Here is a 25,874-nt window from a genome sequence, read left to right on the forward strand (position 1 = left end):
CGCCGGCCGTGGCCTCGCGCGTCCAGCCTGCAAGGTCAATGCGCACCAGCGCCCTCCTCCATGGCCTTGCGCCGCGCGCGCAGCAGGGTCTGCGGCGGGATGGCGATGCGCTCGAAACGCACGCCGAACACGTCGTCGAGCGCCGCGTGGTGCAGCAGATCGCCCGGCGTGCCGTCCAGCGCGATGCGGCCCTCGTGCATGACGACCACGCGGTCGAAGCACTCGAAGGCCAGGTCCAGGTCGTGCATGACCACGACCACCAGCCGCTCGCGCCCACGCGCCGCGAGCGATTCCACCAGCGCCAGCCGGTGCTGCACGTCGAGCGCGGCGCCGGGCTCGTCGGCCAGCAGCGCGGGCGGGTCGGTGGCCAGCACCGCGGCGAGCATGCCGCGCGCGCGCTCGCCGCCCGAGAGCGTGCTCCAGCGCCTGGCGCCGAAGGCCTGCAGGCCCGCGCCCTCCAGCACCTGCGCGGCGCTCGCGCGGCCCTGCACGCGCATGGCCACGAGGTCGGCCAGCGTCACGTCCCAATACGGGTCGAAGCGCTGCGGCATGTAGCCGATGCGCCGCGCGCGCTCGGGCACGCCGAGCGCGGCCAGGGGCTGGCCCTGCCAGAGCACCTCGCCCGCGCTGGGCGCGGCCTGCCCGGCCAGCAGGTTGAGCAGGCTGGATTTGCCCGCGCCGTTGGGCCCGATCAGCGCCACCGCGCCGCAGGCGGACAGGCCGAGCGAAACGCCATCGACCAGCGTGCGGTTCTGCCGCGCCAGGGTCAGGCCGCGCGCGGCCAGCATGGACTGCGCCGTCATGCGCGGCTCCCCTGCGCGCGCAGGCGGCGCGCGAGCAGCACGATGAAAAACGGCCCGCCCGCCACGGCGGTGATGAGGCCCAGCGGCACCTCGGCCGGCGGCAGCACGCTGCGCGCGATGGCATCGGCCACCGTCACCACGATGGCGCCGGCCAGGGCGCTGGCGGGCAGCACGCTGCGGTGCCGCGTGCCCACGAACCAGCGCGCGATGTGCGGCGCCGCCAGCCCCACGAAGGCCACCAGCCCGCCATACGCCACGGCGGCCGCGACCACCAGCGAGCCCAGCAGCACCGCGCGCGGCACGAAGCGCTTCACGTCCAGGCCGAAGCCCTGGGCCGTCGCGTCGCCCAGCCCGAGCAGGTCGAGCCCCCGTGCGGCGCCCTGTGTGACAGCCAGGCACGCGAGCGTGATCAGCGCCAGCATGGCGAAGCCCTTCCAGGTGGGCGTCTGTATGCCGCCCAGCACCCAGCTCATGACGACCTGCAGGCTCACGGTTTCGTCCGACAGCGCCAGCATGAGGAAGGAGCGGATGGCGCCCAGCATCGCCGCCATGGCCACGCCGGCCAGCAGCATGCCCGGCGCATCGAGCGCGCCCGCCACGCGCGCCACGGCAAGCACCAGCACCGTGGCGCCCCAGGCCCCGCAGAATGCGAGCAGCGGCAGCAGCCACGGTTGCGGCAGCCCCAGCGGCACCAGCAGCGCTACCGTGGCGCCCAGCGCCGCGCCGCCGGAGGCGCCCAGCAGGTAGGGCTCGGCCAGCGGGTTGCGGAACACGCCCTGGAACACCGCCCCCGACAGCCCCAGCAGCGCGCCCACGCAGGCGGCGGCCAGCACGCGCGGCAGCCGCCATTCCCACAGCAGGCGGCTGCGCAGCGTGTCGCTGTCGGTGAACGCGCGCCAGATCTCGGCGGGCGTGGCCCACTGGTGGCCCGCGCAGGCGCCCAGCAGCAGGCACAGCGCCAGCACGGCCAGGGCCGGGAGCCAGACTGCGTTGGGCCGCATCAGCCTTGGCTCCCGCGTATCCATTGGGCCAGCGTCTCGATGCCGTCGAACGTGCGCGGCCCGGGGATCAGGAATTCCGAGCGCGATACCGTGATGGCCCGGCGCCCCCGCACCGCGCGCATGTCGCGCCAACCGGGCCTCTGCACCAGGTCGTCCAGCGCGGCCTGGGTGCCGGCGAACAGCAGCACGTCGGGGTTGGAGGCCAGCGCCGCCTCGGGCGAGACCTGGGCCAGCGTGCCGATGTCCGGCATCGCATGCCGCGCGCCTGCGCGCACGATGGCCTCGCCGGTATAGGTCTTGGGCCTTGCCACGAGCAGCATGCCGTTGCCCATGCGGCCGGTGACCATCAGCGCGCTGGGCGCGGCGCGGCCCGCCATGCGCGCATCCACGGCGCGCAGGCGCTCTTCCAGCGAAGCGGCCAGCGCATCGCCGCGCGCGGGCACGCCTGTCGCCTGCGACACCAGCCGCACGTTGCCGATCACCTCGTCCAGCGTGCGGCTGAGCAGCACCATGATGGGCACGCCGATGCGCTCCATCGGGTCCACGAGCTGGTGCGCAGCCTGGCGCGCAGGCGTGACGATCACCAGGTCGGGCCGGCGCGCCACCACGGCATCCACCGAGAACCCGAGCCGCCCGCCCACCTTGGGCAGGCCGGCGACTTCGGGCGGAAAGCGCGTGTAGTCCTCCACGCCGACGATCCGGTCCGCCAAGCCCAGCGATGCGACCAGCTCCGTGTTCGACGAAAAGATGGTCACGATGCGCCGCGCCGGTGCCGCCAGCTCCACGCTGCGGCCCAGTGCGTCGCGCAGGGCGATGGGCGCCGCGTTCGCAGCAGGCCAATGCGCAGCCACGCCCAGCGCGACACCAGCGCCCACCAGGCTGCGCCGGCTCAGCCGCCGGACATGGCTGCGTCCTGCCTGCAACTGCATCGCCGGCTTCAGAAGTCGGCCTGCAAGCCCACCATCCATTCGCGGCCCGGCATGGAGGTGCCGCAACTGCCGTTCTGGAAGAGGGGATTGGCGATGCAGGGCCGCTGGTCCAGCGCAATGAAGATGGGGTGGCGGTTGAGGTTGAAGAGGTTGTTCACGCCGCCGAACAGCTTCACGCTGCGGCTCAGGCGGTAATCCGCACGCATGTTCCACACCGTGAAGGCGCCCTTGCGGTGGATCCAGGTGCTGCTCGGCTCACCCAGGGGAACGAGCAGGTTCTCTTCCGTGTCGTACCACATCGGGCCGCGCAGCAGCGCGGTGAGCTGCATGCTCCAGTCGCCGGCATTGCGGTCCATGCCGCGCGCATAGCGCATGCCGGCGGAGGCTTCGTACTTGTACATGCGCTGCACGCGGTCGGTGTTGGCCGTCGCCGCTGCACCCTTGTCCTTCATCTGGAAGTGGTAGTAGCCGTTGCCGAAAGCCGTCAGGGCGTGCCCGCCCAGCGGCAGGCCGAGCAGCTTGCCCACATCGGCGTTGGCGCTGATTTCGAGACCGCGCGCGACGATGTCCGCGGCATTGTTCGCGTAATCCGACGTATTGGTGGTCGGGCCGCGCGACACGGTGATGATGCGGTCGGAAATCGTGTTCTGGAACAGCGCCGCATCGAACCTCCATGCGCTTTGCCGGTACGTGGTGCCGATCTCGAACTGGCGGCTCGATTCAGGCTTGAGGTTGGGGTTGCCGAAGATGCGGCCGCCGCCCACCGCCGTGAAATCCGCGGACAGCTCGCTGGCCGTCGGCGCGCGGAAGCCCGTGGATGCACCCGCGCGCAAGCTCCATGCACCGGTCGCCTTCCACGTCGCGCCTGTCGACCAGGTGAGCTTGTCGTAGTCCCGCGCCGTCGTCACGGCCATGGGCACATTCGGCGTCTGGTCGAAGCGTGTTTCGCCCCATGTTTTGCGTGCGCCCGCACGCAGCGTCAGGCGTTTGTCGAAGAAACTTTGCGCATCTTCGAAATACAGCGCCTTGGTGTGCTCGGTCTGATTGTTGTCGTAGGGCGCGACTTGCCCCGTGGGGCCGCCAGGCATGGGATCGCGCTCACGGTCCGAGCGCAGGCGGTTCTTCTCGTAGTCGAAGCCGAACAGCAGGTCGTTCGTATCCGTGAGCCGCAAACGCGGCTGCAGCCGCAGCCCCGTGGCGTCCAGGGCGCGGTGGTTGTAGTCGCGCGACGTGCCTGGTACGGCATTGACGCCCGACCTGATGACTGGGGAGGCCCAGTTGAATTCATCCACGTCGCGGAAGGTGTAGAGGTGCGCCAGCCAGCTCACGCGCTCACCCGGCAGCGCGCCCTCGTACTTCAGGTCGGCAGACTGGTTATAGCGGTTGTCGCGGCTGTGGATATTCCCCCCCGATCCGCGAAATCCCGCGTTGTAGATGCCATCTGTGCGAGCCTGCAGTTCCACGCGGTGCAGATCAGCGATCTGCCAGCCCAGCGCGCCCGTCGCCCCCCGGCGCTTCCAGCTCGTGTTCTTCATCTCGGAGCCGCCGCTGCCGGAGTGGTAGTCGTCACGCCCGCCGGCACTGGCACCCACGTACCAGTCCCACTTGTCGGTCGCGCCGCCGATCTGCGCGTCGGTGCGCCAGCCACCCCACCCACTGGCCACCACCTGCGCGCGGTTGCGCCCGCCGTCTGCGCCGTTGCGCAGGATGATGTTGATGACACCCCCCATGTTCTGGCTGCCGTACACCACCGAAGCGGGCCCGCGCACGATCTCGATGCGCTGCACGTCGGACAGGCTCAGCTTGGAGAGGTTGGCCGTACCCGCGCGGCGGCCATTGAGCAGCACCAGCACCTGGCCACGGTAGTCGCGCCCCTGCCCGTCCGTCGCAGCGCCGCGCAGGTTCAGCGAAGTCTGCGCCGCAGTCCATTCGCTCAGGAACCCGACGGCGTGCTCGGCCAGCAGATCGGTGATCGACCTGGCGGACGAGCGTTCGATGTCTTCCCGGCCGATCGTCTGGGTCGTGGCCGCGATACGGGAGCGATCCTCGGGACGCGCCGTAGCGGTGACGAACACCTCTTCCAGTGCTTTGGGCTGGCCTATGGAATCAGCATGAGAACGCTGCTCCTGCGCCATGGCCGAGGTGACCGCCCAGGCCACAGCGCACAGCACAGCACCACGCTGCAGATGGAATGGAAGGAGAGACCCGAAAGCGTGGCGGCGTACAGCCCGCTGAATATCGAAGGAAGGCATGCGATGTTCCTGAGCCACGCTTCGCACACCCGCGAAGCCACTGGCCGTGTTGTCAAAACACGCCGCATTCCGCACATTCCACGGGTAGGCCCAGCATGTCACCACGTCCCCGCGTACACCACGAGTCATGCGCAGCCCCTTGCCGGCCAGCCCGGACTGCGCCCTCCCGCGGCGTCCGAAGCGATAACAAAGGCCGGTATCCGGGCTTGCGAAACGCCTGCGCAGTCGTGCTACTGACAAATGCGCAGACTCGGTTCGTCGCCTTCCCACGCCGTAAGGAGCGCAGTGACCGCCGTTGGCTCATTGAGCCGGTGGCATGAGAACCGGAGATTTCGCTGACCGTTGCGGGGGCAGCGCAGGAATCGCGAGCCAATGAAGGCCGCTCACCTGCTTCCCGTTTAACCTGGGGAACTGGATGCTTTTGACATCGCAGCCCTATTACAGGCACCTTCGAATCCAAGCGTCCCGTCCAAAACCGGCAGGCTTCGGAAGAATGCTTGGCCGCGATTATCTCGGAAAAACCTGATCTGGTTTGTAGGAAGGCCAACTGCGACAAATTGGTGGAGCACACGTGCAGGGAGCGCTATTCCTCAGGGCTGGGCCTTGTCGCACAGGAAGCAAACCAGCCTTCGCAACACGGACGGCCATCACTCCAGAAAACTCAAAGCATCCAGCGCAGCCATGCACCCCGTGCCAGCACTGGTGATTGCTTGCCGGTACACATGGTCCTGAACATCGCCGGCTGCGAATACGCCTGGCAGGCTTGTTATGGTTGCCATTCCCTGGTTGCCGGAACGGGTGACGATGTAGCCGTCTTTCATCTCCAGTTGGCCCCTGAAGATCTCGGTGTTCGGGTGGTGACCGATCGCGATAAAGCAGCCTTGTAGCGCCAAATCCTCAGACTCGCCAGTCAATACATTCCTGATGCGTACGCCGGTCACCCCGGAGTCGTCACCGAGGACCTCGTCGACAGCGCTGTGCAATCTGAGGGTGATCTTTCCTTCCGCCACCTTCTCATAAACCTTGTCCACGAGGATAGGCTCAGCCCTGAACTTGTCGCGGCGATGGATCAGGGTGACCGACTTCGCGATGTTGGACATATACAGCGCTTCCTCGACCGCTGAGTTCCCGCCACCGACGACGCAGACGTCCTGGCCCTGATAGAAGAATCCATCACAAGTTGCGCAGCCCGAAACCCCGCGTCCCATGTATTGCTGCTCGGACGGCAACCCCAGGTACTTCGCTGAAGCACCCGTTGCCACGATGAGCGCGTCGCACGTGTAAGACCTGCTGGCGCTGGTCAACGCAAAGGGCCGCTTTTGCAAGTCGACCTTGTCGATGTAGTCGATCACGATCTGCGTCTTGAACCGTTGTGCGTGCTCCATGAATCGCTTCATCAACTCGGGCCCTTGCACGCCATGAGCATCCGCAGGCCAGTTGTCAACGTCTGTGGTCGTCATCAGTTGGCCACCCTCGGCCTGTCCTGTGATGAGCAAGGGCTGAAGATTCGCCCTCGCCGCGTAGACGGCCGCGCTGTAGCCTGCCGGGCCGGATCCCAAGATGATCAATTTCGCATGTGTCATTTCCGCTCAGTCCACCTGGATGTTGGCTTCCTTGACCACCTGCGCCCACCGCTTGTAGTCTGCCTTGTACTGTCGATCAAACTCAGCAGGGGTGTTGCCCACCGGCTGGAATCCTGCGCGGGCGTAGACCGCACGTACTTCCGGGTCGGCAAGAACTGCTGCGAGTTCCTTTTGCAGCCGATCGACGATGCCGGCCGGAGTTTTGGCCGGAGCAAAGATGCCGTACCAAGACATGACGTCGAAATCGCGCACGCCTTGCTCCATCAGAGTCGGGACATCAGGCAGGGTGGGAGACCGCTCGCGGCTCGTGATGCCGATGGGCTTCAGCCGCCCTTCCTTCATGAATGCCGCTGCGGTGGGAATGACCGTCACCAGCAGGGGGACCTGTCCGGCCGCGGCGTCCGCCACCGCCTGGCCACCGCCCTTGTAGGCCACATGGGTCAGTTTCACCCCTGTTTTGAGGGCCAGGAGTTCCCCGACCAAGTGATGGGTCGTGCCGCGCCCGGCAGAACCATAGGCCATGCCCCCAGGCATGTTCTTCGTTGCCGTCACCAATTCAGCGAGGGTGTTTTCCTTGACCGACGAGTGGGCAAGCAAAACCAGGGGAGCGTCGGCAAGCTTGGTGACGGCAACGAAATCGTTCAGCGGATCGAACTGCGGCTTGATCAGGTGAGTGGCAGTCACCAAGGATCCATCGAAGCCCATGAGCAGCGTGTACCCATCCGCCGGCGACTTGGCAACGATGGCAGCGCCGATGAAGCCCGATGCGCCTGGTTTGTTGTCGACGACGACTGGTTGCCCCAGCCGCTGGCCGAGCTTGTCCGTCAGCGACCGGATGACCAGATCGCCTCCGCCTCCCGGAGCAAACGGCATGACTACGCGGATAGGCCGGTTGGGATAGGAAGGGTCTGCTGCGGCGACGGTGGCGAGCGCGAGGCAGGCAATGGCGCCCAGGTTGCGAATCGAATGGAACTTCATCGTGTCTCCAGTATTTATAGTTCGAAGAAGGTCAGCCCCATACCTTCTCGGGCAGTGGCAGCCCTTGGAGGTCTTCGGGGGTCAGCGGTCCGGCAGCTGTAACGCCATAGTCCTCCAGCATGAGAATGAGCTGGCGCGTGTGCTGCGCTGCGTGGTAGGTAGTGCGGTCCATGACGTTGTGCATGGTGTGCCGGCCGTAATAGGTCGGCACGGTGAACTGCATCGTCTTGTCGGCGCAGCTTTCCCACCACGCAGCAAAGCGGTCGCGCACGCCGAGGCCGAAATCAGCGATCTGCTGCGCGGTCCAGTCTGCAGGAGGGAGGTCATTGAAGCCGTCGAACTCGAGTTCTTTCTGCTCGCCAGCCTCCAGCCCCATCTCGGCAACGCGGAAGACGTGGAACGCAGTGTCTGCCGCCGAACGCTTGCGCTCGCGGAAAAACAAACGGAACTTGTCCTCGGGAAACTGGAGCGTGTAGCGCGCGGCAGCGGCCAAAACGGTGAGCAGCTTCTGTACCAGCACCTCAGGTGGAAGGCGCTCCGCGAGTTGGACATTCAAGCCCAGGAACTTCACTACGTCATCGAACGACTGGCACAGCGTGTACTTCTCTCCCAGCGATACGACCGGCACGCTGCGCGCGCCGAGCGCTCGCAATTGCGCCATTCCCTGGGGGTTGCCATGCACATCGATCGACTCGAAATCGATGCCATGCTTGGTGAGGAACTCCTTCGTGCGCAAGCACGATGAGCAGCCCGGCTGCCAGAAGACCTTGATCCTGGTTGACGATGAAGACGCTGTTTCCATGTATGGCCTCGTGAGGTTTGGCGCTGGTTGCGCAGTGATGGGTTGCGCAGATTCTCGAGACCGGGCGACCAGCAGAAAAGCGACATTTTTCGAGCCTGCCATCACGTAAAGTTACGGCTGGAGACCGACCGCCACCATGAACCAGATCGATCCTGTCAGCCTGCGGCTTTTCATCCGCGTGGTTGAGACCGGCACCATCGCCGCGGCTGCCGAGGCCGAACACCTGTCTGCCGCAGCCGTGAGCAAGCGCCTGAGCGAATTGGAAACGGTGCTCAGCAGCCAGCTCCTGCAACGCACGAACAAGGGAGTGGAGCCCACGGGAGCCGGCTTGGCCCTGACCAAGCTTGCCCGCTCGGCACTGGCTGAGCTCGATCAAGTGCGGGTGCAGATGGAGAGCTTCTCCTCAGGGGTGCGTGGCTTGGTTCGGGTGTGTGCAAGCATGTCGGCCATCACCCAGTTCCTGTCGGAGCCGTTGCGCTCGTTCCTGGACGAACATCCCAACGTGCAGGTGCAGCTCGAAGAGAGGCTGAGCCCCATGGTCGTGAAAGCGGTGGCGGAGAACGCGGCCGATGTGGGCATCTTTCTTCCCCTGGTCGCAATGCCGCCCAACCTGGAGCAGCACGGCTACCACTCCGACCGCCTGGCATTGATCACACCCAAGGGCCATCCCCTGTCATTGCGCAAGGCTGTCACTTTGCCCGACCTGCTGGCCCATGACCTGATCGGGCTGCACACGGGCAGCGCGATCAACATCCTGTTGAATCGTGCCGCCCAGGAAGCGCGGCGCGAGGTGAACATCAAGATCCAGGTGACCAGTTTCGACGCGCTTTGCACGATGGTCAGCACCGGCCTCGGCATCGCGCTGCTTCCCGAGAGCATGGCCCGACGCAATGCCAGGACAGTTCCACTGCACATATGCCGTCTCGACGAGCCATGGGCCCGGAGGCAGTTCGCCCTGTGCGTCAGAAGTCGGACGACGCTGCCGGCGGCGGCGCAGCTCCTGATGGACCATTTGCTCGCTCCCCTTCAGGCTGGCAGCGAAAAAGAGCGGCAACCCTAGATTTTTCACAAAGTACCTGCCCGCAGGCAAAGCGCGATGACACCAGGTAAAACTTGGGGAAATCAGGAAAAACGAAAATAGCCGCAACCCCATGCCAGAGCGCTTCATGCCTAAAGAACAAGAGAAATTTCCGATGTGGCGACTTTCGGTTGCCCCCATGATGGACTGGACCGACCGCCACTGCCGCTACCTGCACCGCCTGCTCTCGCACCACGCCCTGCTCTACACCGAGATGGTCACCACCGGCGCGCTGATCCATGGCGACGTGCCGCGCCATCTGCGCTTCCACGATGCCGAGCACCCTGTGGCGCTGCAGCTCGGCGGCAGCGAGCCTGCGGATCTGGCCCATGCCGCGCGCCTGGGTGCGCAGTGGGGCTACGACGAGATCAACCTGAACTGCGGCTGCCCCAGCGAGCGCGTGCAGCGCGGCGCTTTCGGCGCCTGCCTGATGAACGAGCCGCGCCTGGTGGCCGACTGCGTGAAGGCCATGGCGGACGCTGTGGATGTGCCGGTGACGGTGAAGCACCGCATCGGCATCGGACGAAGCGAAGACTACGGCTTCGTGCGCGACTTCGTGGGCACCGTGGCCGAAGCGGGCTGCCGCGTTTTCACTGTGCATGCGCGCAACGCCTGGCTGGAGGGCCTGAGCCCCAAGGAAAACCGCGAGATCCCGCCGCTGCGCTACGAGGTCGCGGCACGGCTCAAGCAGGATTTCGCGCACCTGACCATCGCCATCAACGGCGGCTTCCAGACGGACGAGGCGGTGCACGCGCAGCTGGCGCAGGTGGACGGCGTGATGGTAGGCCGCGAGGCCTACCACAACCCTTGGTGGCTGGCGCGCTGGGACGCGCAGTTCTTCGGTGCCCCGCCCTCCGCTCTGACGCGCGAGCAGGTGGAAGAGGACATGGTGGCCTACATGGAGCGCGAGGCCGCCGGGCACGGCACGCACTGGTACGCGGTCGCGCGCCACATGCTGGGCCTGCGCAACGGCCTGCCGGGTGCCCGCCGCTGGCGCCAGGTGTGGAGCGACCACCGCCTCAAGCACCTTCCCGCCCGCGAGGTGATGGCGCTGGCCCGCACCAAGCCCGGTGTCGCCGCGGCCGGCGCCTGAACCTCAGGCCGCGATGCGGGCGAGCCAGCCCGCCAGAGGCTCGGGCCTGCCGAACAGGTAGCCCTGCAGGCCGTCGCAGTGGCGGGAGGTGAGGAAGTCGGCCTGCTCCTGCGTCTCCACGCCTTCGGCCACCACACGCAGCCCCAGGTGGCCGGCCACCGAGAGAATGGCCTGCACGATGGCGGCATCGTTGGGATCGCCCGGCGTGTCCTGCACGAAGCTGCGGTCGATCTTCAGCTCGTACAGCGGCAGCTTCTTCAGGTAGGCCAGGCTGGAATAGCCCGTGCCGAAATCGTCGATCGAGAACCGCACGCCCAGCGCCACCAGTTCGTTCATGCGCTCGGCCGTGTCCTGCCAGTTCTCCACCAGCAGGCCCTCGGTGACCTCCAGCGTCAGCAGATGGGCCGGCGCGCCGGTGTCGGCCAGCGCCTGGCGCACCTGCGCCACGAAGTCCACCTGGCGGAACTGGCGCGGGCTCACGTTGACGGAGATCGACAACGCCCGCCCGCGCTGCGCCAGCTCCGCCAGCGCGGCGCAGGCCTGGTGGATCACGCGGGCGCCCATGCGGGCGATGAGCCCCGCCTCCTCCGCCGCCGCGATGAAGCGCGCGGGTGGCACGGCGCCGCGCACGGGATCGCTCCAGCGCAACAGCAGCTCCCCGCCCGTGAGGCGCCCCTTGGCATCGACCTGAGGCTGGACGTAGGTGGCCAGGGCATCATTGGCCACCGCGCTCTTGAGGTCCTGCTCCAGCGCCAGGCGCTCCTGCACCGCGGCATGCATGCCCTGCTCGAAGAAGCACACCTGGTTGCGCCCCTGGTCCTTGGCGCGGAACATGGCCGTGTCGGCCTCGCGCAGCAGGTCGGCGACGCCCTCCGCGCCCTTGGGGAACAGCGTCACGCCGATGCTGGCCGAGCTGCTGTAGCGCGCGCCGTCCATGGTGTAGGGCGCGTCCAGGCTGTCGCGCAGGCGCTGCGCGAACTGCAGCGCCTGCAGGCGCGCCGCCCCGGGGTCGCGCCCCAGGCGCGGCACCAGCATCACGAACTCGTCCCCGCCCAGGCGGGCCACGGTGTCCGCCGGCGCGGCCAGGTCGCGCAGGCGCTTGGCCGCCTGCACCAGCAGGTGGTCGCCCACCTCGTGGCCGCGCGCATCGTTGATCTGCTTGAAATTGTCCAGGTCGATGTAGAACAGCCCGCCCAGCTCGCCGCCGTTGCGCGCGGCCAGCAGCACGGCATGCATCTGCTCGAGCAGCAGGCGGCGGTTGGGCAGCGCCGTCAGCGCATCGAAATGGGCCAGGCGGTGCATGGCAGCCTCGGCCTCGTGGCGGCTGCTGACATCGCGCGCCAGCGCGATGAAGCGCAGGGAGCCCCCTCGCCTTCCTTGCGCGCCACCGACAGCTCGAACCAGCGCAGCGCGCCATGCATCGGCACGCAATACTGGCGCCCCTCGGAGTGGCCCTGGGCACGCGCCTCGGCCAGCGCGGACATGAACTCGGCCGCCGCCTCCGGCGGCAGCACCTCTGCGAGCAGGCGGCCGATCTGGTCCTCGGGCGGCACGCAGGCGAGGTCGGAGCGGGCCGAGCGGTAGTGGTGGATGCGCCCGTCGCCGTCCAGCTCCAGCAGCAGGTCGGGCACGGCGTTGAGCGTGTCCTCCAGCGCATCCCGCGCCCGGCGCAACTCGCGCGTCATGCCGTGCGCCAGCGCCACGGCGCGGCGGCGGGCGCTGATCTGCATGCCCAGGAACCAGCCCGCCAGCAGGCTGAAGGCAACGCCCAGCAGCGCGATGAGGTGGTGCGTGTAGCCCTCGAAGCGCTGCTCGAACGATGGCTGCGGGTACAGCACCAGGGTCCAGCGCCGCCCACCCACGTCCAGGCTGCGCACCGACTCCAGCCCGCCGTTGACAGCGGCGGGGGCATAGTCCGCGCGGGAGGCGAATATCTGCTCCCCGCCCGCCACCGAAGGCCCGTCGTGGATGGCCAGGGCCAGGTCGGTGTCGAGCTCCTGAGCCAAGCCTCGGATGACCTCGGCGATAAAGAACCGCGCGACCACCCAGCCCTCGATGCCCGCGCGGCGCTGCGCCACCGTGGCCTGGGGAGCGCCCGGAGGGTACAGGGGAAGGTAGATGGCCAGCAGCACGGGCGCGTCCGCGGGGTTCAGCGGCCCGGTCAATGCCATGCCGCCCGAATCGCGCGCACGCTCCAGCGCTTCGCGGCGGGCGGGATGCGCCATCGCATCCTGCCCCAGCTGCTCCTGGTTGGACGGCGTCTGCGGCTCCACGTGCGTGACGGGGGCCTGCACCGGCTGGTCGCTGCGGGGATGCATGCGGTAGCCGGCCAGGCCGAGCGCGCGCATCTGGGCCTCGTGCTGCTCGCGCTGCGCGGCCGGCACCTGCGCCAGCAGGGCGATGCCCTGCAGGCCCAGCCGGGACTGGGGCAGCTTCAGCGCTTCGAAGTAGGCATGGAATTCCGCAGGATCGATGGTGTCGGAGCCCTCGTAATAGCCCTTCACGCCGCGCAGCACGATCTCGAAAGCCGCCAGGCGGTCCGACAGGTTGGACACCACGCGCTCCACGGCGGTGCCGAAGACGTGCACGCGCCGCTCGTGCCGGGCGCGCTCCTCGTTGAGCCAGAAAAGGGACGTCACCCCCAGCAGCACCAGGGCCAGCAGCGGCGCGGCGATCATCCCCGGGTGCCAGGGGCTTGTGCGGTCGAAGGGAGGGGACGGGTCGTGATGCGCCACTGTATTCATGAGGGGCGGAGAGTGGCATAGCCCCCGCGCCAAGACAAGGGGGCTCCACACATTGCAACGCCCGGGCCGCCGCGTTGCACTACCATGGGCGCTGCCCTCCTTTCCCACAGAGCACTGCATGTCCGCAGCCTCCTCCCACCTCACCCCCGAAGAAGCGGCGTTCCACGCCTACTATGCGCGCGAGCGCGCCGCGCTCGAGCAGACCTGCGCCGCCCGCGTGGCGCTGCTGCAGTCCCTGCTGTCCAAGGCCCGCCACATCGACATCGCCAAGGTCGAAGGCCGGGTGAAGGACCGCGACGAGTGCATCCGCAAGTTCTCGCGCAAGTACCGCGCCGCCCTTGAGGAGAGCGGCGCGCCGTACGAGATCCAGGACTGCATCACCGACCTGATCGGCGTGCGCGTGGTCTGCCTCTACGAGGACGAGCTGGAGAAGGTGGCCCAGATCGTGCGCTCGCACTTCGACGTGATCGACGTGACCGACAAGGTCAGCGCCCTGGAGGGCACGGAATCCTCGTTCGGCTACAAGGGCCTGCACCTGGACCTGCGCACCCGCCCGGCGCAGCCGCGGGACGGCGCGCCCCAGCATCTGCCGTTCGAGCTGCAGGTGCGCACCATCGTCCAGGACTCCTGGAGCGTGCTGGACCACAAGATCAAATACAAGAAATCCATCCCTGCCGAACTCAAGCGGCGCATCAACGTGCTGGCGGCCCTGTTCGAGCTTGCGGACCGGGAATTCCGCCAGATCCGCGACGCCACCGACGCCGAGCTGCTCGGCGCCCCCGACGAGACCGCCGAGCCGGAAACCGACACCGCCCGCGCCCCCGCGCCCGGCAGCGAGCTCAACGCCTTCACCTTCCTGAAGATCGCCCGCCATTTCTTCAACGACCAGGAATTCGATGCGCACAAGGTGGATCTGTTCGTGGACGACATCCGCGCCTGGTCGCCCGGCATCACGCGGGCCGGCTTCAACGCGCTGCTGCGCGAGTCCATCGGCACAGTCAAGCGCTACAAGCAGTTCTACGAGGCGCAGAACCCCGAGGGCAGCTTCAACCCGTATACCGTGATGCGCCATTGCCTGTACCTGGGGGACAAGGTGGTTTTCCGCCGGGCGCTGCGCAACAGCTCGCGCGAGGCCTTCGAGGCGTGGCTGCAGCACGAAGCTTCTGCGGCCACATAGAAAAAACGGCTCCAGCGCAATACTGGCAAGCGCCGCCAGCTATCAAAACGCAAGCATCAGCACGGACATGCATTCGTGAAATTCTGTCGCATAAGTGACAATTCATCCGTATTTGCACGACGAGCAAGCAAATGCCACAGCTGTTATATTGCACTGCAACATAACACCCCGGCCGCCCCATGCTGTACACCCTCTACGAGACCCAGCGCTCCCTGATGGAGCCGTTCGCCGACCTTGCGCAGGCAACGGCCAAGCTCTACAGCAACCCCCTGTCGCCCCTCAGCCAGACACAGTTCGCCCAGCGCATGTCCGCGGGCTACGAACTGCTGTACCGCCTGGGCAAGGACTACGAGAAGCCCGAGTTCGGCATCCGCACGGTGGATGTCGACGGTGTCGGCGTGGCCATCCACGAGCGCATCGAGATCGACAAGCCGTTCTGCGAGCTGCGCCGCTTCAAGCGCTTCTCGGACGCCCCCGCCACGCTCGCCAAGCTCAAGGACCAGCCCGTGGTGCTGATCGTCGCGCCGCTGTCCGGCCACTACGCCACGCTGCTGCGCGACACCGTGCGCACCATGCTCACCGGCCACAAGGTCTACATCACCGACTGGAAGAATGCGCGCATGGTGCCGATGTCCGAGGGGGAGTTCCACCTCGACGACTACGTGAACTACGTGCAGGAATTCATCCGCCACCTGCAGGCCACCTACGGCAACTGCCACGTCATGAGCGTGTGCCAGCCTACGGTGCCGGTGCTGGCGGCCGTCTCGCTCATGGCCAGCCGCGGAGAGGCCACGCCGCTGTCGATGACCATGATGGGCGGCCCCATCGACGCGCGCCGCTCGCCCACAGCGGTGAACAACCTCGCCACGCAGCGCAGCTTCGAGTGGTTCGAGAACAACGTCATCTACCGCGTGCCCAGCAACTTCCCTGGCGCCGGCCGCCGCGTGTACCCCGGCTTCCTGCAGCACACGGGCTTCGTGGCCATGAACCCGGACCGCCACGCGACCAGCCACTACGACTATTTCAAGAACCTCATCAAGGGCGACGACGCCAGCGCCGAGGCCCACCGCAAGTTCTACGACGAGTACAACGCCGTGCTCGACATGGACGCGGACTACTATCTGGAGACCATCCGGACGGTGTTCCAGGACTACAGCCTCGTCAACGGCACCTGGGACGTGCGCTCGCCCGAGGGCACGCCGGAGCGCGTGCGCCCGCAGGACATCACCGGCACGGCGCTGCTGACCATCGAGGGCGAGCTCGACGACATCTCCGGCTCCGGCCAGACCGAGGCGGCCCAGGGCCTGTGCACCGGCGTCCCGGCCGACAGCCGGCACCATCTCGAGGTCAAGGGCGCGGGCCACTACGGCATCTTCAGCGGCCGCCGCTGGCGCGAGCTGGTCTACCCGCAGGTGCGCGACTTCATCCTCGCGCAGCAGGCCGCCGCCGCGCAGCGTGCACGGCGCGCGCGCAACGCCGCTTGAACGTGGCCATGGCCCCCGCGGGGGCCTGCATGTCCCTCGCGGACCGCATCGACGCCGCCCTTCCGCAGACGCAATGCACGCGCTGCGGCTATCCGGATTGCGCCTCCTACGCGCGCGCGGTGGCCAGCGGCGAAGCCGAAATCAACCAATGCCCCCCGGGCGGAAGCCAGGGCATCGCGCGGCTGGCCGCCCTCACCGGCAGGTCCCTCCTGCCGCTGAGCCCTGCGCACGGCCAGGAAGCGCCGCGCACCGTGGCCGTGATCGACGAGAACTGGTGCATCGGCTGCACGCTGTGCCTGAAGGCCTGCCCCACCGATGCGATCGTGGGCCTCAACAAGCGCATGCACACCGTCATCACGCCGCACTGCACCGGCTGCGAGCTGTGCCTGCCGGTCTGCCCGGTGGATTGCATCCAGATGGAAAACGCCAGCGGCCAGGCCACGGGCTGGGCCGCCTGGTCGCTGCCCCAGGCCGAGCATGCCCGCGCGCGCTACCGGGGCCGCCAGGCGCGCCTGCAGCGCGAGGCGTGCGAGGCAGAGCAGGCAGTTCCCGTCGCGCCGCCGCAGGCTCCGGCGGAACAGGACCCCAAGCGTGCGGCCATCGCCGCGGCGCTGGCGCGTGCACGGGCGCAGCGCACCGCCCAAGGCTGAGCCGAGCGGCTCAGGCGGTGAGCGTCTTGTAGACGCCGCAGCCCAGGTACAGATCGCCGGCGCACTGCACGAAAGACATCTTGGTCTGCACCGTGCCCGTGGCGGGGTTGGTGATGTCGTACTCCACCCAGCCCGGGCCGCGCTCGGCCTGCGCGATGATGTCGCGCAGCAGCTGGTCGCCCGCGATGCCCGGAATGTCCTGCACCCGCGTGCCCACCTTGGCCGGGTTGCCGCCGAAGGCGAGGTAGGTGCCCGCGGCATCCAGCGCGAACACGTACATGTCGCGGTCGTGGTAGGGCTGGGCCGGATCGGTCAGCGTGCGCAGGAAAGCTTCCTGGCTGCCGCTGCGGTGCAGCCCGGCCGCCCGCTCCACGAGCGCGACCGCCTCGTCCGCCGTGCCCTGCTGCAGCCGGAAGCTCATCACCGCCTGCGACAGCGTGGAGGCGCGGCTTTCCAGCGCCTGGGCCTGGCGCAGGGCCTCCCCCACCATCTGCGCGTTGCGCTGGGTGATCTGGTCGATCTGCTGCACTGCCGCGCTGATCTCGCGCAGGCCCGTGCCCTGCTCGTTCACCGAATGCGAAATCTCGCTCACGTTGGCCGCCACGCTGCGGATGCCCTCGGCCATGGAGGCGATGCCCTCGCCCGCCGAGCCGATGAGGCCTGCGCTCGCCTCCACCTGCCGCACCGACGTGCCGATCAGCCCGCGAATCTCCCGCGCGGCCTCGGCCGAGCGGCTGGCCAGCATGCGCACTTCGCCCGCCACCACGGCGAAACCGCGCCCCTGCTCGCCCGCGCGCGCGGCCTCCACCGCCGCGTTGAGCGCCAGGATGTTGGTCTGGAAGGCGATGCCGTCGATCACCCCGATGATCTCGCTCATGCGGCGCGCGTCGCTGCGGATGCCCTGCACCGATTCCACCGCGCGCGCCATGGTTTGCGCGCCCGCGTCGGCCGCTTCGCGCACCTGCACCGCGCGCCGGTCGGCCGTCTCTGCGGCCTGGGCATTGCTGTTCACGGCCGAAGACAGCTGCTCCACGCTGGCCGCCGTCTGCTCCAAGTTGGCGGCCTGCTGCTCCGTGCGGTCGGACAGCTCGCGGTTGTCGGCCGCCAGGCTGCGGCCCGCGTGGGCCACCAGGGCCGCGTTGCTGCGGATGTCCGCCACCATGGCCGAGAGGGTAAGCACCATGCGGTCCAGGCGCGCGCCCATGCCGGCCAGCTCGTCCTGCCCCACGATGGCGGCGCGTGCGCGCAGGTCGCCCGCCGCCGCGCTGTCCATGACCTCCCCGAGCCGCGCAAGGTCCGCCGCCGCGCTCGCCCACAGCGCCGCGGCCAGGTAGGCCGTGGTCAGCACTGCCGCGCCGCACACCGGCCAGACGGCGGCCGGCCCGAGGCCCTGTGCCGCAGCCACCGCCAGCAACGCCACGATCGCCACGCCGCCCAGCAGGGCCAGCTTGGCCCCGAAGCGCAAGCGGCGCATCAGCCACATACCTGGCCGCAAGATGAGTGAGCCCGCCATTGTTCGTGTGTCTCCACCGTTGCTGTGATGAAAGGTGCCCGAAGCATTATGGCAAATGATGCTATTTGTAACCTTACGCAAACGAAGAAAAGAGCGCGAAAAACCGGCCATTCTCCGGCCCTGCGCGCACCCGTGCGGCTGCGGCGCCATCCCCGATAATCGCCGCCATGAATCCCCTGCTCTCTCTTTTGCAGCCCTACCCGTTCGAGCGGCTGCGGCAACTCTTCGCGGGGGTCACACCCTCGGCGGCCCACCGGCCCATCAGCCTGGGCATCGGCGAGCCGCGCCATGCCACGCCGCGCTTCATCCAGGAAGCCCTCGCGGACGGCCTGGCCGGGCTGGCGAGCTATCCGTCCACCGCGGGCGAGCCGCGCCTGCGCGAGGCCTGCGCGGCGTGGATGCAGCGCCGCTACGGCGTCGCCGTGGACCCGGCCACGCAGGTGCTGCCCATCAACGGCTCGCGCGAGGCGCTGTTTGCCTTCGCGCAGACGGTGGTCGACGCTTCCCGCCCGGGCGCCACGGTGGTCTGCCCCAATCCGTTCTACCAGATCTACGAAGGCGCGGCGCTGCTGGCCGGCGCCACGCCGTACTACGCGCCCAGCGATCCGGCGCGCAACTTCGCCGTGGACTGGGACAGCGTGCCGGAGGCCGTGTGGCAGCGCACGCAGCTGCTGTTCGTGTGCTCGCCCGGCAACCCCACGGGCGCGGTGATGCCGCTGGACGAATGGGACAAGCTGTTCGCGCTGAGCGACCGCCACGGCTTCGTGATCGCCTCGGACGAGTGCTACAGCGAGATCTATTTCCGCGACGAGCCGCCGCTGGGCGGCCTGGAGGCCGCCGCCCGCCTGGGCCGCACGGACTACCGCAACCTGATGGCATTCACGAGCCTGTCCAAGCGCAGCAACGTGCCCGGCCTGCGCAGCGGCTTCGTGGCGGGCGACGCAAAGCTCATCAAGGCCTTCCTGCTCTACCGCACCTACCACGGCAGCGCCATGGGCCCCGCCGTGCAGGCTGCGAGCATCGCTGCCTGGAACGACGAGACGCACGTGGTGGACAACCGCGCGCTCTACCGCCAGAAATTCGCCGAAGTCACGCCGCTGCTGGCCGGCGTGATGGACGTCGCCCTGCCCGACGCCGGCTTCTACCTCTGGGCCAAGGTGCCCGAGCGCCTGGGCCTCGACGACGCCGCCTTCGCCCAGGCCCTGCTGGCTCAATACAATGTGACGGTGCTGCCCGGCAGCTATCTGGCCCGCGAGGCCGATGGCGTCAACCCCGGCGCGCAGCGCGTGCGCATGGCCCTCGTGGCCGAAACCGGCGAATGCGTGGAAGCCGCGCAACGCATCGTGCAATTCATCCAATCCCATCCCTGAACGAATCCATGACACAGCAACTGCAGACCCTGATCGACAACGCCTGGGACAACCGCGCCAGCCTCTCCCCCGCCGCCGCTCCCAAGGAGGTGGTGGATGCCGTGGAGCACGTGATCGCCGAACTGGATTCGGGCCGCCTGCGCGTGGCCACGCGCGAAGGCGTGGGCCAGTGGACCGTGCACCAGTGGATCAAGAAGGCCGTGCTGCTGTCGTTCCGCCTCAAGGACAACGCCCTGATGCAGGCCGGCGACCTGGCCTTCTTCGACAAGGTGCCCACCAAGTTCGCAGGCCAGTCGGCCGACGAGATCGCAGCCACCGGCGTGCGCGTGGTGCCGCCGGCCGTGGCGCGGCGCGGCAGCTTCATCGCCAAGGGCGCGATCCTGATGCCCAGCTACGTGAACATCGGCGCCTACGTCGACGAAGGCACGATGGTCGACACCTGGGCCACCGTGGGCTCGTGCGCGCAGGTCGGCAAGAACGTACACCTCTCGGGCGGCGTGGGCCTGGGCGGCGTGCTGGAGCCGCTGCAGGCTAACCCGACCATCATCGAGGACAACTGCTTCATCGGCGCGCGCTCCGAGGTGGTCGAGGGCGTGATCGTCGAGGAGAACTCGGTGCTGGGCATGGGCGTGTACATCGGCCAGAGCACCCCCATCTTCAACCGCGACACGGGCGAGATCAGCTACGGCCGCGTGCCCTCGGGCAGCGTGGTCATCAGCGGCAGCCTGCCCAAGAAGACCAAGGGCGGCCAGGACTACAGCACGTACGCGGCCGTCATCGTCAAGACGGTGGACGCGCAGACGCGCTCCAAGACCAGCCTGAACGACCTGCTGCGCGACTGATACCGGCAACGAAGGAGGGAGCACGCCATGAGCACGATGGAACGGATTCTTCGCCTCATGGCGGAAAAGAAAGCCTCCGACGTCTACCTGTCGGCCAATGCACCGGCACTGATCAAGATCAACGGCGAGTGCGTGCCCATCAACAGCCAGGTCCTTCCGCCCGACGCGCCCAAGAACCTGCTCTCCGAGATCGTGCCGCCCGACCGCATCGAGGAGCTGGAAGACACCGGCGAGCTGAACATGGGCGTGCCGCTCACCGGCGTCGGGCGCTTCCGCGTCAGCGCCATGCGCCAGCGCGGCAGCTACGCGGTGGTGGTGCGCTTCATCACGCAGCAGATCCCGCAGCTCGCCACGCTCAACCTGCCGCCGGTGCTCAGCGAGCTCATCATGGAAAAGCGCGGCCTGATCCTCATCGTGGGCGCCACCGGCTCGGGCAAGAGCACCACGCTGGCCTCCATGATCGACCAGCGCAACGAAACGCTCACGGGCCACATCCTCACGGTGGAAGACCCGGTCGAATACCAGTTCAAGAACAAGAAATCCATCGTCAACCAGCGCGAGATCGGCAGCGACACGCAGTCGCTGCAAACCGCCCTGAAGAACGCGCTGCGCCAGGCACCCGACGTGATCCTGATCGGCGAGATCCGCGACCGCGAGACCATGTCCGCCGCCATCGCCTACGCCCAGTCGGGCCACCTATGCCTGGCCACGCTGCACGGCAATAACAGCTACCACGCGCTCAACCGCATCCTGTCCTTCTACCCCGTCGAGGTGCGCCCGACCATGCTCGGCGACCTGGCCTCGGCGCTCAAGGCCATCGTCTCACAGCGCCTGGTGCGCACCTTCACGGGCGAGCGCATGCCCGCCGTGGAGGTGATGCTCAATACCAAGCTCGTGGCCGACCTGGTGGAAAGGGGCAACTTCTCCGGCGTGCGCGAGGCCATGGAAAAGTCCATGGCCGAAGGCTCGCAGACCTTCGAGGAGGCGCTGGCGCGCCTGATCCTCGACAACAAGATCGACCGCAAGGAAGGCCTGGCCTACGCCGACTCGCCCACCAACCTCATGTGGCGCCTGCAGAACGACTTCTCCATCGCCGCCAAGGCCGCCGAGGCGCGCAAGGAACCCCAGGCGTCCGAGGACGACGAGCCCTCGTTCACCGAGATCGTGCTGGACGTCAAACCCGCCTGAGCCCTCCCACCCCGACAGGCCGCGTGCAGGCGCGCGCGGCCTTCTCATTGCTCCCGCCCCGCCATGTCCCCCACCCTGCTACTCACGGAACAGCTCATCTCCCGCCCCTCCGTCACCCCCGACGACGCGGGCTGCCTCGACCTGCTGGCCGCGCGGCTCGTGCCGCTGGGCTTCGCCTGCGAGCGGCCGGACAGCGGGCCCGACACGTTCCGCGTCAGCAACTTGTGGGCAAAACGGCCTCCAGCGCTTGATGGACAAGCGCAAGCAGCTATCAAAACCATAGTCTTCGCGGGCCACACCGACGTGGTGCCCACCGGCCCCGTGGAGCAATGGAGCAGCCCGCCCTTCACGCCCACGCACCGCGATGGCCGGCTCTACGGGCGCGGCGCGAGCGACATGAAGACCTCCATCGCCGCCTTCGTCGTGGCCGTGGAGGAATTCCTCGCCGCCACGCCCGCCCCCGCCATCCAGATCGCGCTGCTGCTCACCAGCGACGAGGAAGGCCCCTCGGTGGACGGCACGAAGGTCGTCGTCGAGCACCTGCGCGCGCGCGGCGAGCGCCTGGACTGGTGCATCGTCGGCGAACCCACCTCCGTCGAGCAGACCGGCGACATGGTCAAGAACGGCCGACGCGGCACGCTCTCGGGCCGCCTCACCGTCAAGGGGTGCAGGGCCACATCGCCTACCCGCAGCTCGCGCGCAACCCCATCCACCAGGCCGTGCCGGCGCTCGCCGAGCTGGCCGCCACCACTTGGGACGAGGGCAACGCCTTCTTCCCGCCCACGAGCTGGCAGATGAGCAACATTCACGGCGGCACGGGCGCGACCAACGTGATCCCCGGCCAGGTGGTGATCGACTTCAACTTCCGCTTCAGCACCGAATCCACCGCCGAGGGACTTCAGCAGCGCGTGCACGCGGTGCTCGACCGCCACGGACTGGACTACACGCTGGACTGGACGCTGGGCGGCCAGCCCTTCCTCACCACGCCGGGCGACCTGCTCACCGCCGTGCAGCAGGCCATCGAAGGCGAAACCGGGCTGCGCACCGAGCTCTCCACCACCGGCGGCACCAGCGACGGGCGCTTCATCGCCCAGATCTGCCCGCAGGTCGTCGAAGTGGGCCCGCCCAACGCCAGCATCCACAAGATCGACGAGAACGTGCGCCTGGCCGACATCGAGCCTCTCAAGAACATCTACCGCCGCACGCTCGAGCTGCTCAACGCGCAGGCTGCGGCATGACACTGGGCGAACTGATCGCCAGCGGCGCGCGCCAGCTGGAACAAGCCGGCGTGGCCTTCGGCCACGGCACCACCAACGCGCACGACGAGGCCGCCTGGCTCGTGCTGTGGCGCCTGGGCCTGCCGCTGGACAGCGACCTCGATTCCATGAAAAATCAGCCCGTAGCGCCCGCCAGCCAAGCGCAGGTAGCTACGCTTTTGAAGAACGCATCGCCACCCGCAAGCCCGCCGCCTACCTCACGCGCGAGGCCTGGCTGCAAGGCGTGCCCTTCTACGTGGACGAACGCGCCATCGTGCCGCGCAGCTTCATCGCCGAACTGATCGCGGGCGGCGGCATCGACGAATTCCTCAGCGACCAGACCCGCCGCGTGCTCGACCTGTGCACCGGCAACGGCAGCCTGGCCGTGCTGGCTGCCATGGCCTGGCCCGAGGTGGAAGTGACGGGCGCCGACCTCTCCCTCGACGCGCTGGCCGTGGCCCGCACCAACGTGGACCGGCACGGCCTGCAGGAGCGCATCACACTGGCGCAGTCCGACGGCCTCGCCGCCCTGCCCGGCCCATGGGATCTGATCCTGTGCAACCCGCCCTACGTCAACGCCGCCAGCATGGCTGCCCTGCCCCCGAATACCGCGCCGAGCCCGAGCTGGCCCTGGCGGGGGCGACGACGGCATGGACTTCATCCGCCAGCTGCTGGCCGACGCGCCCGCGCGCATGGGCGAAAATGCGGTGCTCGTGCTCGAAATCGGCAATGAGCGCCCCTACTTCGAGGCCGCCTTCCCCCAGCTGCCTGTTTTCTGGCTGGAAACCAGCGCGGGCGAAGACCAGGTTCTGCTGGTCACCCGGCAGGCGCTGGCGGCCCACCACCAGCACACGGCACAATAGCGGCCTGGGCCGCCCCGCCGGCCCCCTGTTGATTGCACGCCACCCGCCTCGCGCGGGTGTGTCTTTTCTGAACCCCGAATGATCACCCTCAAGAACGTTACCCTGCGCCGCGGCACCAAAGTCGTGCTCGACAGCGTGTCCACCACCATCAACCCCGGCGAAAGCGTGGGCCTGGTGGGCCGCAACGGCGCGGGCAAATCCAGCCTGTTCGCGCTGCTCAGCGGCAAGCTGCACGAAGACGGGGGCGACTTCCACATCCCCGCCAGCTGGCGCATGGCCGAGGTGGCGCAGAACATGCCCGAAACCGACCAGTCTGCCACCGACTTCGTGCTGGAGGGCGACACCCGCCTGGCCGAGGTGCAGCAGCAGCTGGCCCAGGCCGAGGCCAGCGACGACGGCATGGCCATCGCCCATGCGTATTCCGACCTGCACGACGCGGGCGCGCACGACGCCGTGGCCCGCGCCCAGGCCCTGATCCTGGGCCTGGGCTTTCGCGTGAGCGAGCTGGACCAGCCGGTCAACAGCTTCTCCGGCGGCTGGCGCATGCGCCTGCAGCTGGCCCGCGCGCTGATGTGCCCCAGCGACCTGCTGCTGCTGGACGAGCCCACCAACCACCTGGACCTGGACGCCCTGGTCTGGCTCGAAGCCTGGCTCAAGCGCTACGTGGGCACCATGATCGTCATCAGCCACGACCGCGAGTTTCTCGACGCCATCACCAACGTCACCCTGCAAATCCAGCAGGGCGAGCTGAACCGCTATGGCGGCAACTACAGCAAGTTCGAAGAGCTGCGCGCCCAGCAGCTCGAACTGCAACAGGCCAGCTTTGCCAAGCAGCAGGAGAAGATGGCCCACCTGCAAAAGTTCATCGATCGCTTCAAGGCCAAGGCCAGCAAGGCCAAGCAGGCGCAAAGCCGCGTCAAGCAGCTCGAACGTATGGAAAAAATCGGCCCCGTGCTGGCCGAGGCCGAGTTCACCTTCGAGTTCAAGGAACCCGCCAGCCTGCCCAACCCCATGCTCGCCATCAGCGATGCAGCGTTCGGCTACGTGGACGACGAAAGCACACCCACCACCATCCTCACGGGCGTCAACCGCTCGGTGCTGGCGGGCCAGCGCATCGGCATCCTGGGCGCCAACGGCCAGGGCAAGTCCACCCTGGTCAAGACCATTGCCCGCACCATGAAGCCGCTGGCCGGCAGCATCACCGAAGGCAAGGGCCTGAGCATCGGCTACTTCGCCCAGCAGGAGCTGGACGTGCTGCGGCCCGCCGACAACCCGCTGGAGCACATGGTCCGCCTCGCCAAGGAACTGGGGCCGGACGCCAGGCAGCCCAGCCGCGAGCAGGACCTGCGCAGCTACCTGGGCAGCTTCAACTTCACCGGCGACATGGTCAAGCAGGCCGTGGGGACCATGAGCGGCGGCGAAAAAGCCCGCCTGGTGCTGGCCATGATCGTCTGGCAGCGCCCCAACCTGCTGCTGCTGGACGAGCCCACCAACCACCTGGACCTGGCCACCCGCGAGGCCCTGGCCATGGCGCTGAACGACTTCGACGGCACCGTCATGCTCGTCAGCCACGACCGCGCGCTGCTGCGCTCGGTCTGCGAAGACTTCTGGATGGTGGGCCGGGGCGTGGTCGGTCCGTTCGACGGCGACCTGGACGACTACCAGCGCTACCTGCTCGAAGAATCCAAGCGCCTGCGCGAAGAAGCCCGCCTGGCCGAGCAAGCCCAGGCCGCGCCCGAAGCCCCACCCGCCGCTGCGCCGGCGCCCACCCCGCCCCGCGATGGCCGCGACCAGCGCAAGCAAGACGCCCAGGCCCGCCAGCAGCTTGCCGAAAAGACCCGCCCCCTGAAGAAAGAACTGGAGCAAATCGACAAACGCCTGGCCGCCCTGGCCGCCGAGCGCGCTGCGCTGGAGCAAAAACTGACGCAAGAAGCCCTGCCCCCGGTGGAAATCGCCGAATGCGGCCGCCGCCTGAAAGCCGCCAACGACGAAACCGAGGCGCTGGAAGAGCGCTGGCTTGAAGTCTCCACCGCGCTGGAAGAGGCCGCGGCAGCAGGTTGATTTTGGGGTGTTTTTGGCCTCTAGCGCTTTTCCAGAAAGCGCTAGCAGCTATCATTTTTAATGAGCAAGACAGGGTTGCATTTTTTTGCAGGGGGCCTGTCAACGCCGGGCGGACGGGCCGCGTTGTGGGTACATCAAAGGAGTTTTTCCATGAACACCACCGCAATGCTCTCCGCCTGGCCTGAAGACGAACGCGACCGCAAGCGC

Annotated in this window: 19 protein-coding genes, 2 pseudogenes and 1 riboswitch; of the genes and pseudogenes, 11 read left to right on the plus strand and 10 right to left on the minus strand. The window is 67.9% G+C overall.

The features are described from left to right. Positions 1-35 precede the first annotated feature (35 nt). The 7 genes from AAG689_RS10330 to AAG689_RS10360 form a co-directional block, all read right to left on the minus strand. Positions 36-803, minus strand: a complete 768-nt coding sequence (locus AAG689_RS10330; RefSeq protein WP_406625859.1) for an ABC transporter ATP-binding protein — start codon at positions 801-803, stop codon at positions 36-38. Then, positions 800-1,804: a FecCD family ABC transporter permease gene (locus tag AAG689_RS10335; RefSeq protein ID WP_406625860.1), complete on the minus strand. Its 1,005-nt coding sequence runs from the start codon at positions 1,802-1,804 to the stop codon at positions 800-802. Before AAG689_RS10335 ends, AAG689_RS10330 begins: the two co-directional genes overlap by 4 nt. Further along, positions 1,804-2,733 carry an ABC transporter substrate-binding protein gene (locus tag AAG689_RS10340; protein WP_406625861.1) on the minus strand — a complete coding sequence of 310 codons (930 nt, stop codon included), beginning with the start codon at positions 2,731-2,733 and terminating at the stop codon, positions 1,804-1,806. The genes AAG689_RS10335 and AAG689_RS10340 overlap by 1 nt, the downstream gene beginning before the upstream one ends. An 8-nt stretch (positions 2,734-2,741) precedes the next feature. After that, positions 2,742-4,808: a TonB-dependent receptor gene (locus tag AAG689_RS10345; RefSeq protein WP_406625863.1), complete on the minus strand. Its 2,067-nt coding sequence runs from the start codon at positions 4,806-4,808 to the stop codon at positions 2,742-2,744. 350 nt (positions 4,809-5,158) lie between these two features. Next, a riboswitch (cobalamin riboswitch) is annotated at positions 5,159-5,423 on the minus strand. Positions 5,424-5,632: 209 nt separating this feature from the next. Then, entirely contained in the window at positions 5,633-6,568 is a 936-nt protein-coding gene (gene trxB, locus AAG689_RS10350) for a thioredoxin-disulfide reductase (RefSeq protein WP_406625864.1), read from the minus strand. Between the two features lie 6 nt (positions 6,569-6,574). Beyond that, complete coding sequence (locus AAG689_RS10355) at positions 6,575-7,546, minus strand: Bug family tripartite tricarboxylate transporter substrate binding protein (protein ID WP_406625865.1); 972 nt, start codon at positions 7,544-7,546, stop codon at positions 6,575-6,577. A gap of 31 nt (positions 7,547-7,577) precedes the next feature. Beyond that, a complete protein-coding gene (locus tag AAG689_RS10360; protein WP_406625866.1) occupies positions 7,578-8,348 on the minus strand; it encodes a glutaredoxin domain-containing protein in 771 nt (256 codons plus the stop codon). Positions 8,349-8,484: 136 nt separating this feature from the next. On the opposite strand from AAG689_RS10360, the gene AAG689_RS10365 reads away from it, so the two are divergent. Together AAG689_RS10365 and dusA are read left to right on the plus strand one after the other, a co-directional pair. Continuing rightward, on the plus strand, positions 8,485-9,408 hold the full coding sequence (locus AAG689_RS10365; RefSeq protein ID WP_406625867.1) for a LysR family transcriptional regulator: 924 nt from the start codon (positions 8,485-8,487) through the stop codon (positions 9,406-9,408). A 106-nt stretch (positions 9,409-9,514) separates the two neighbouring features. After that, complete coding sequence (gene dusA / locus AAG689_RS10370; RefSeq protein WP_082176299.1) at positions 9,515-10,519, plus strand: tRNA dihydrouridine(20/20a) synthase DusA; 1,005 nt, start codon at positions 9,515-9,517, stop codon at positions 10,517-10,519. Between the two features lie 3 nt (positions 10,520-10,522). On the opposite strand, the gene AAG689_RS10375 is transcribed toward dusA, so the two are convergent. Continuing rightward, entirely contained in the window at positions 10,523-11,821 is a 1,299-nt protein-coding gene (locus AAG689_RS10375; RefSeq protein WP_406625868.1) for a putative bifunctional diguanylate cyclase/phosphodiesterase, read from the minus strand. After that, complete coding sequence (locus AAG689_RS10380) at positions 11,791-13,197, minus strand: CHASE domain-containing protein (protein WP_406625869.1); 1,407 nt, start codon at positions 13,195-13,197, stop codon at positions 11,791-11,793. Before AAG689_RS10380 ends, AAG689_RS10375 begins: the two co-directional genes overlap by 31 nt. 184 nt (positions 13,198-13,381) lie before the next feature. Between AAG689_RS10380 and AAG689_RS10385 the strand changes: the two genes are divergently transcribed. From AAG689_RS10385 to AAG689_RS10395, 3 genes are all read left to right on the plus strand, one after another. Further along, positions 13,382-14,440 carry a GTP pyrophosphokinase family protein gene (locus AAG689_RS10385; RefSeq protein WP_406625870.1) on the plus strand — a complete coding sequence of 353 codons (1,059 nt, stop codon included), beginning with the start codon at positions 13,382-13,384 and terminating at the stop codon, positions 14,438-14,440. 179 nt (positions 14,441-14,619) lie between these two features. Then, a complete protein-coding gene (locus AAG689_RS10390) occupies positions 14,620-15,924 on the plus strand; it encodes a polyhydroxyalkanoate depolymerase (RefSeq protein WP_406625871.1) in 1,305 nt (434 codons plus the stop codon). A 29-nt stretch (positions 15,925-15,953) separates the two neighbouring features. After that, the gene (locus AAG689_RS10395; RefSeq protein WP_406625872.1) at positions 15,954-16,574 is read left to right on the plus strand and encodes an RnfABCDGE type electron transport complex subunit B; all 621 of its coding nucleotides are present in this window, start codon (positions 15,954-15,956) and stop codon (positions 16,572-16,574) included. A 10-nt stretch (positions 16,575-16,584) separates the two neighbouring features. Here the strand turns inward: AAG689_RS10395 and AAG689_RS10400 are convergent, their stop codons facing one another. Beyond that, complete coding sequence (locus tag AAG689_RS10400; protein WP_406625873.1) at positions 16,585-18,087, minus strand: methyl-accepting chemotaxis protein; 1,503 nt, start codon at positions 18,085-18,087, stop codon at positions 16,585-16,587. Positions 18,088-18,254: 167 nt separating this feature from the next. On the opposite strand from AAG689_RS10400, the gene dapC reads away from it, so the two are divergent. The 6 genes and pseudogenes from dapC to AAG689_RS10430 all read left to right on the plus strand — a co-directional run bounded on the left by dapC (position 18,255) and on the right by AAG689_RS10430 (position 25,667). Continuing rightward, positions 18,255-19,457 carry a succinyldiaminopimelate transaminase gene (gene dapC / locus AAG689_RS10405; protein ID WP_406625874.1) on the plus strand — a complete coding sequence of 401 codons (1,203 nt, stop codon included), beginning with the start codon at positions 18,255-18,257 and terminating at the stop codon, positions 19,455-19,457. Between the two features lie 8 nt (positions 19,458-19,465). Then, positions 19,466-20,299, plus strand: a complete 834-nt coding sequence (gene dapD, locus AAG689_RS10410) for a 2,3,4,5-tetrahydropyridine-2,6-dicarboxylate N-succinyltransferase (protein ID WP_406625875.1) — start codon at positions 19,466-19,468, stop codon at positions 20,297-20,299. Between the two features lie 27 nt (positions 20,300-20,326). Continuing rightward, on the plus strand, positions 20,327-21,487 hold the full coding sequence (locus tag AAG689_RS10415; protein ID WP_406625876.1) for a PilT/PilU family type 4a pilus ATPase: 1,161 nt from the start codon (positions 20,327-20,329) through the stop codon (positions 21,485-21,487). Between the two features lie 63 nt (positions 21,488-21,550). Further along, positions 21,551-22,725, plus strand: a pseudogene (gene dapE, locus AAG689_RS10420) (succinyl-diaminopimelate desuccinylase). Further along, a pseudogene (gene prmB, locus AAG689_RS10425) lies at positions 22,722-23,606 on the plus strand (50S ribosomal protein L3 N(5)-glutamine methyltransferase). Before dapE ends, prmB begins: the two co-directional pseudogenes overlap by 4 nt. 78 nt (positions 23,607-23,684) lie before the next feature. After that, positions 23,685-25,667, plus strand: a complete 1,983-nt coding sequence (locus AAG689_RS10430) for an ABC-F family ATP-binding cassette domain-containing protein (RefSeq protein ID WP_406625877.1) — start codon at positions 23,685-23,687, stop codon at positions 25,665-25,667. Positions 25,668-25,874 lie beyond the last annotated feature (207 nt).

Origin of the sequence: Acidovorax sp. SDU_ACID1 (genome assembly GCF_045291395.1) — a bacterium.
Classification (GTDB): Bacteria; Pseudomonadota; Gammaproteobacteria; order Burkholderiales; family Burkholderiaceae_C; genus MR-S7.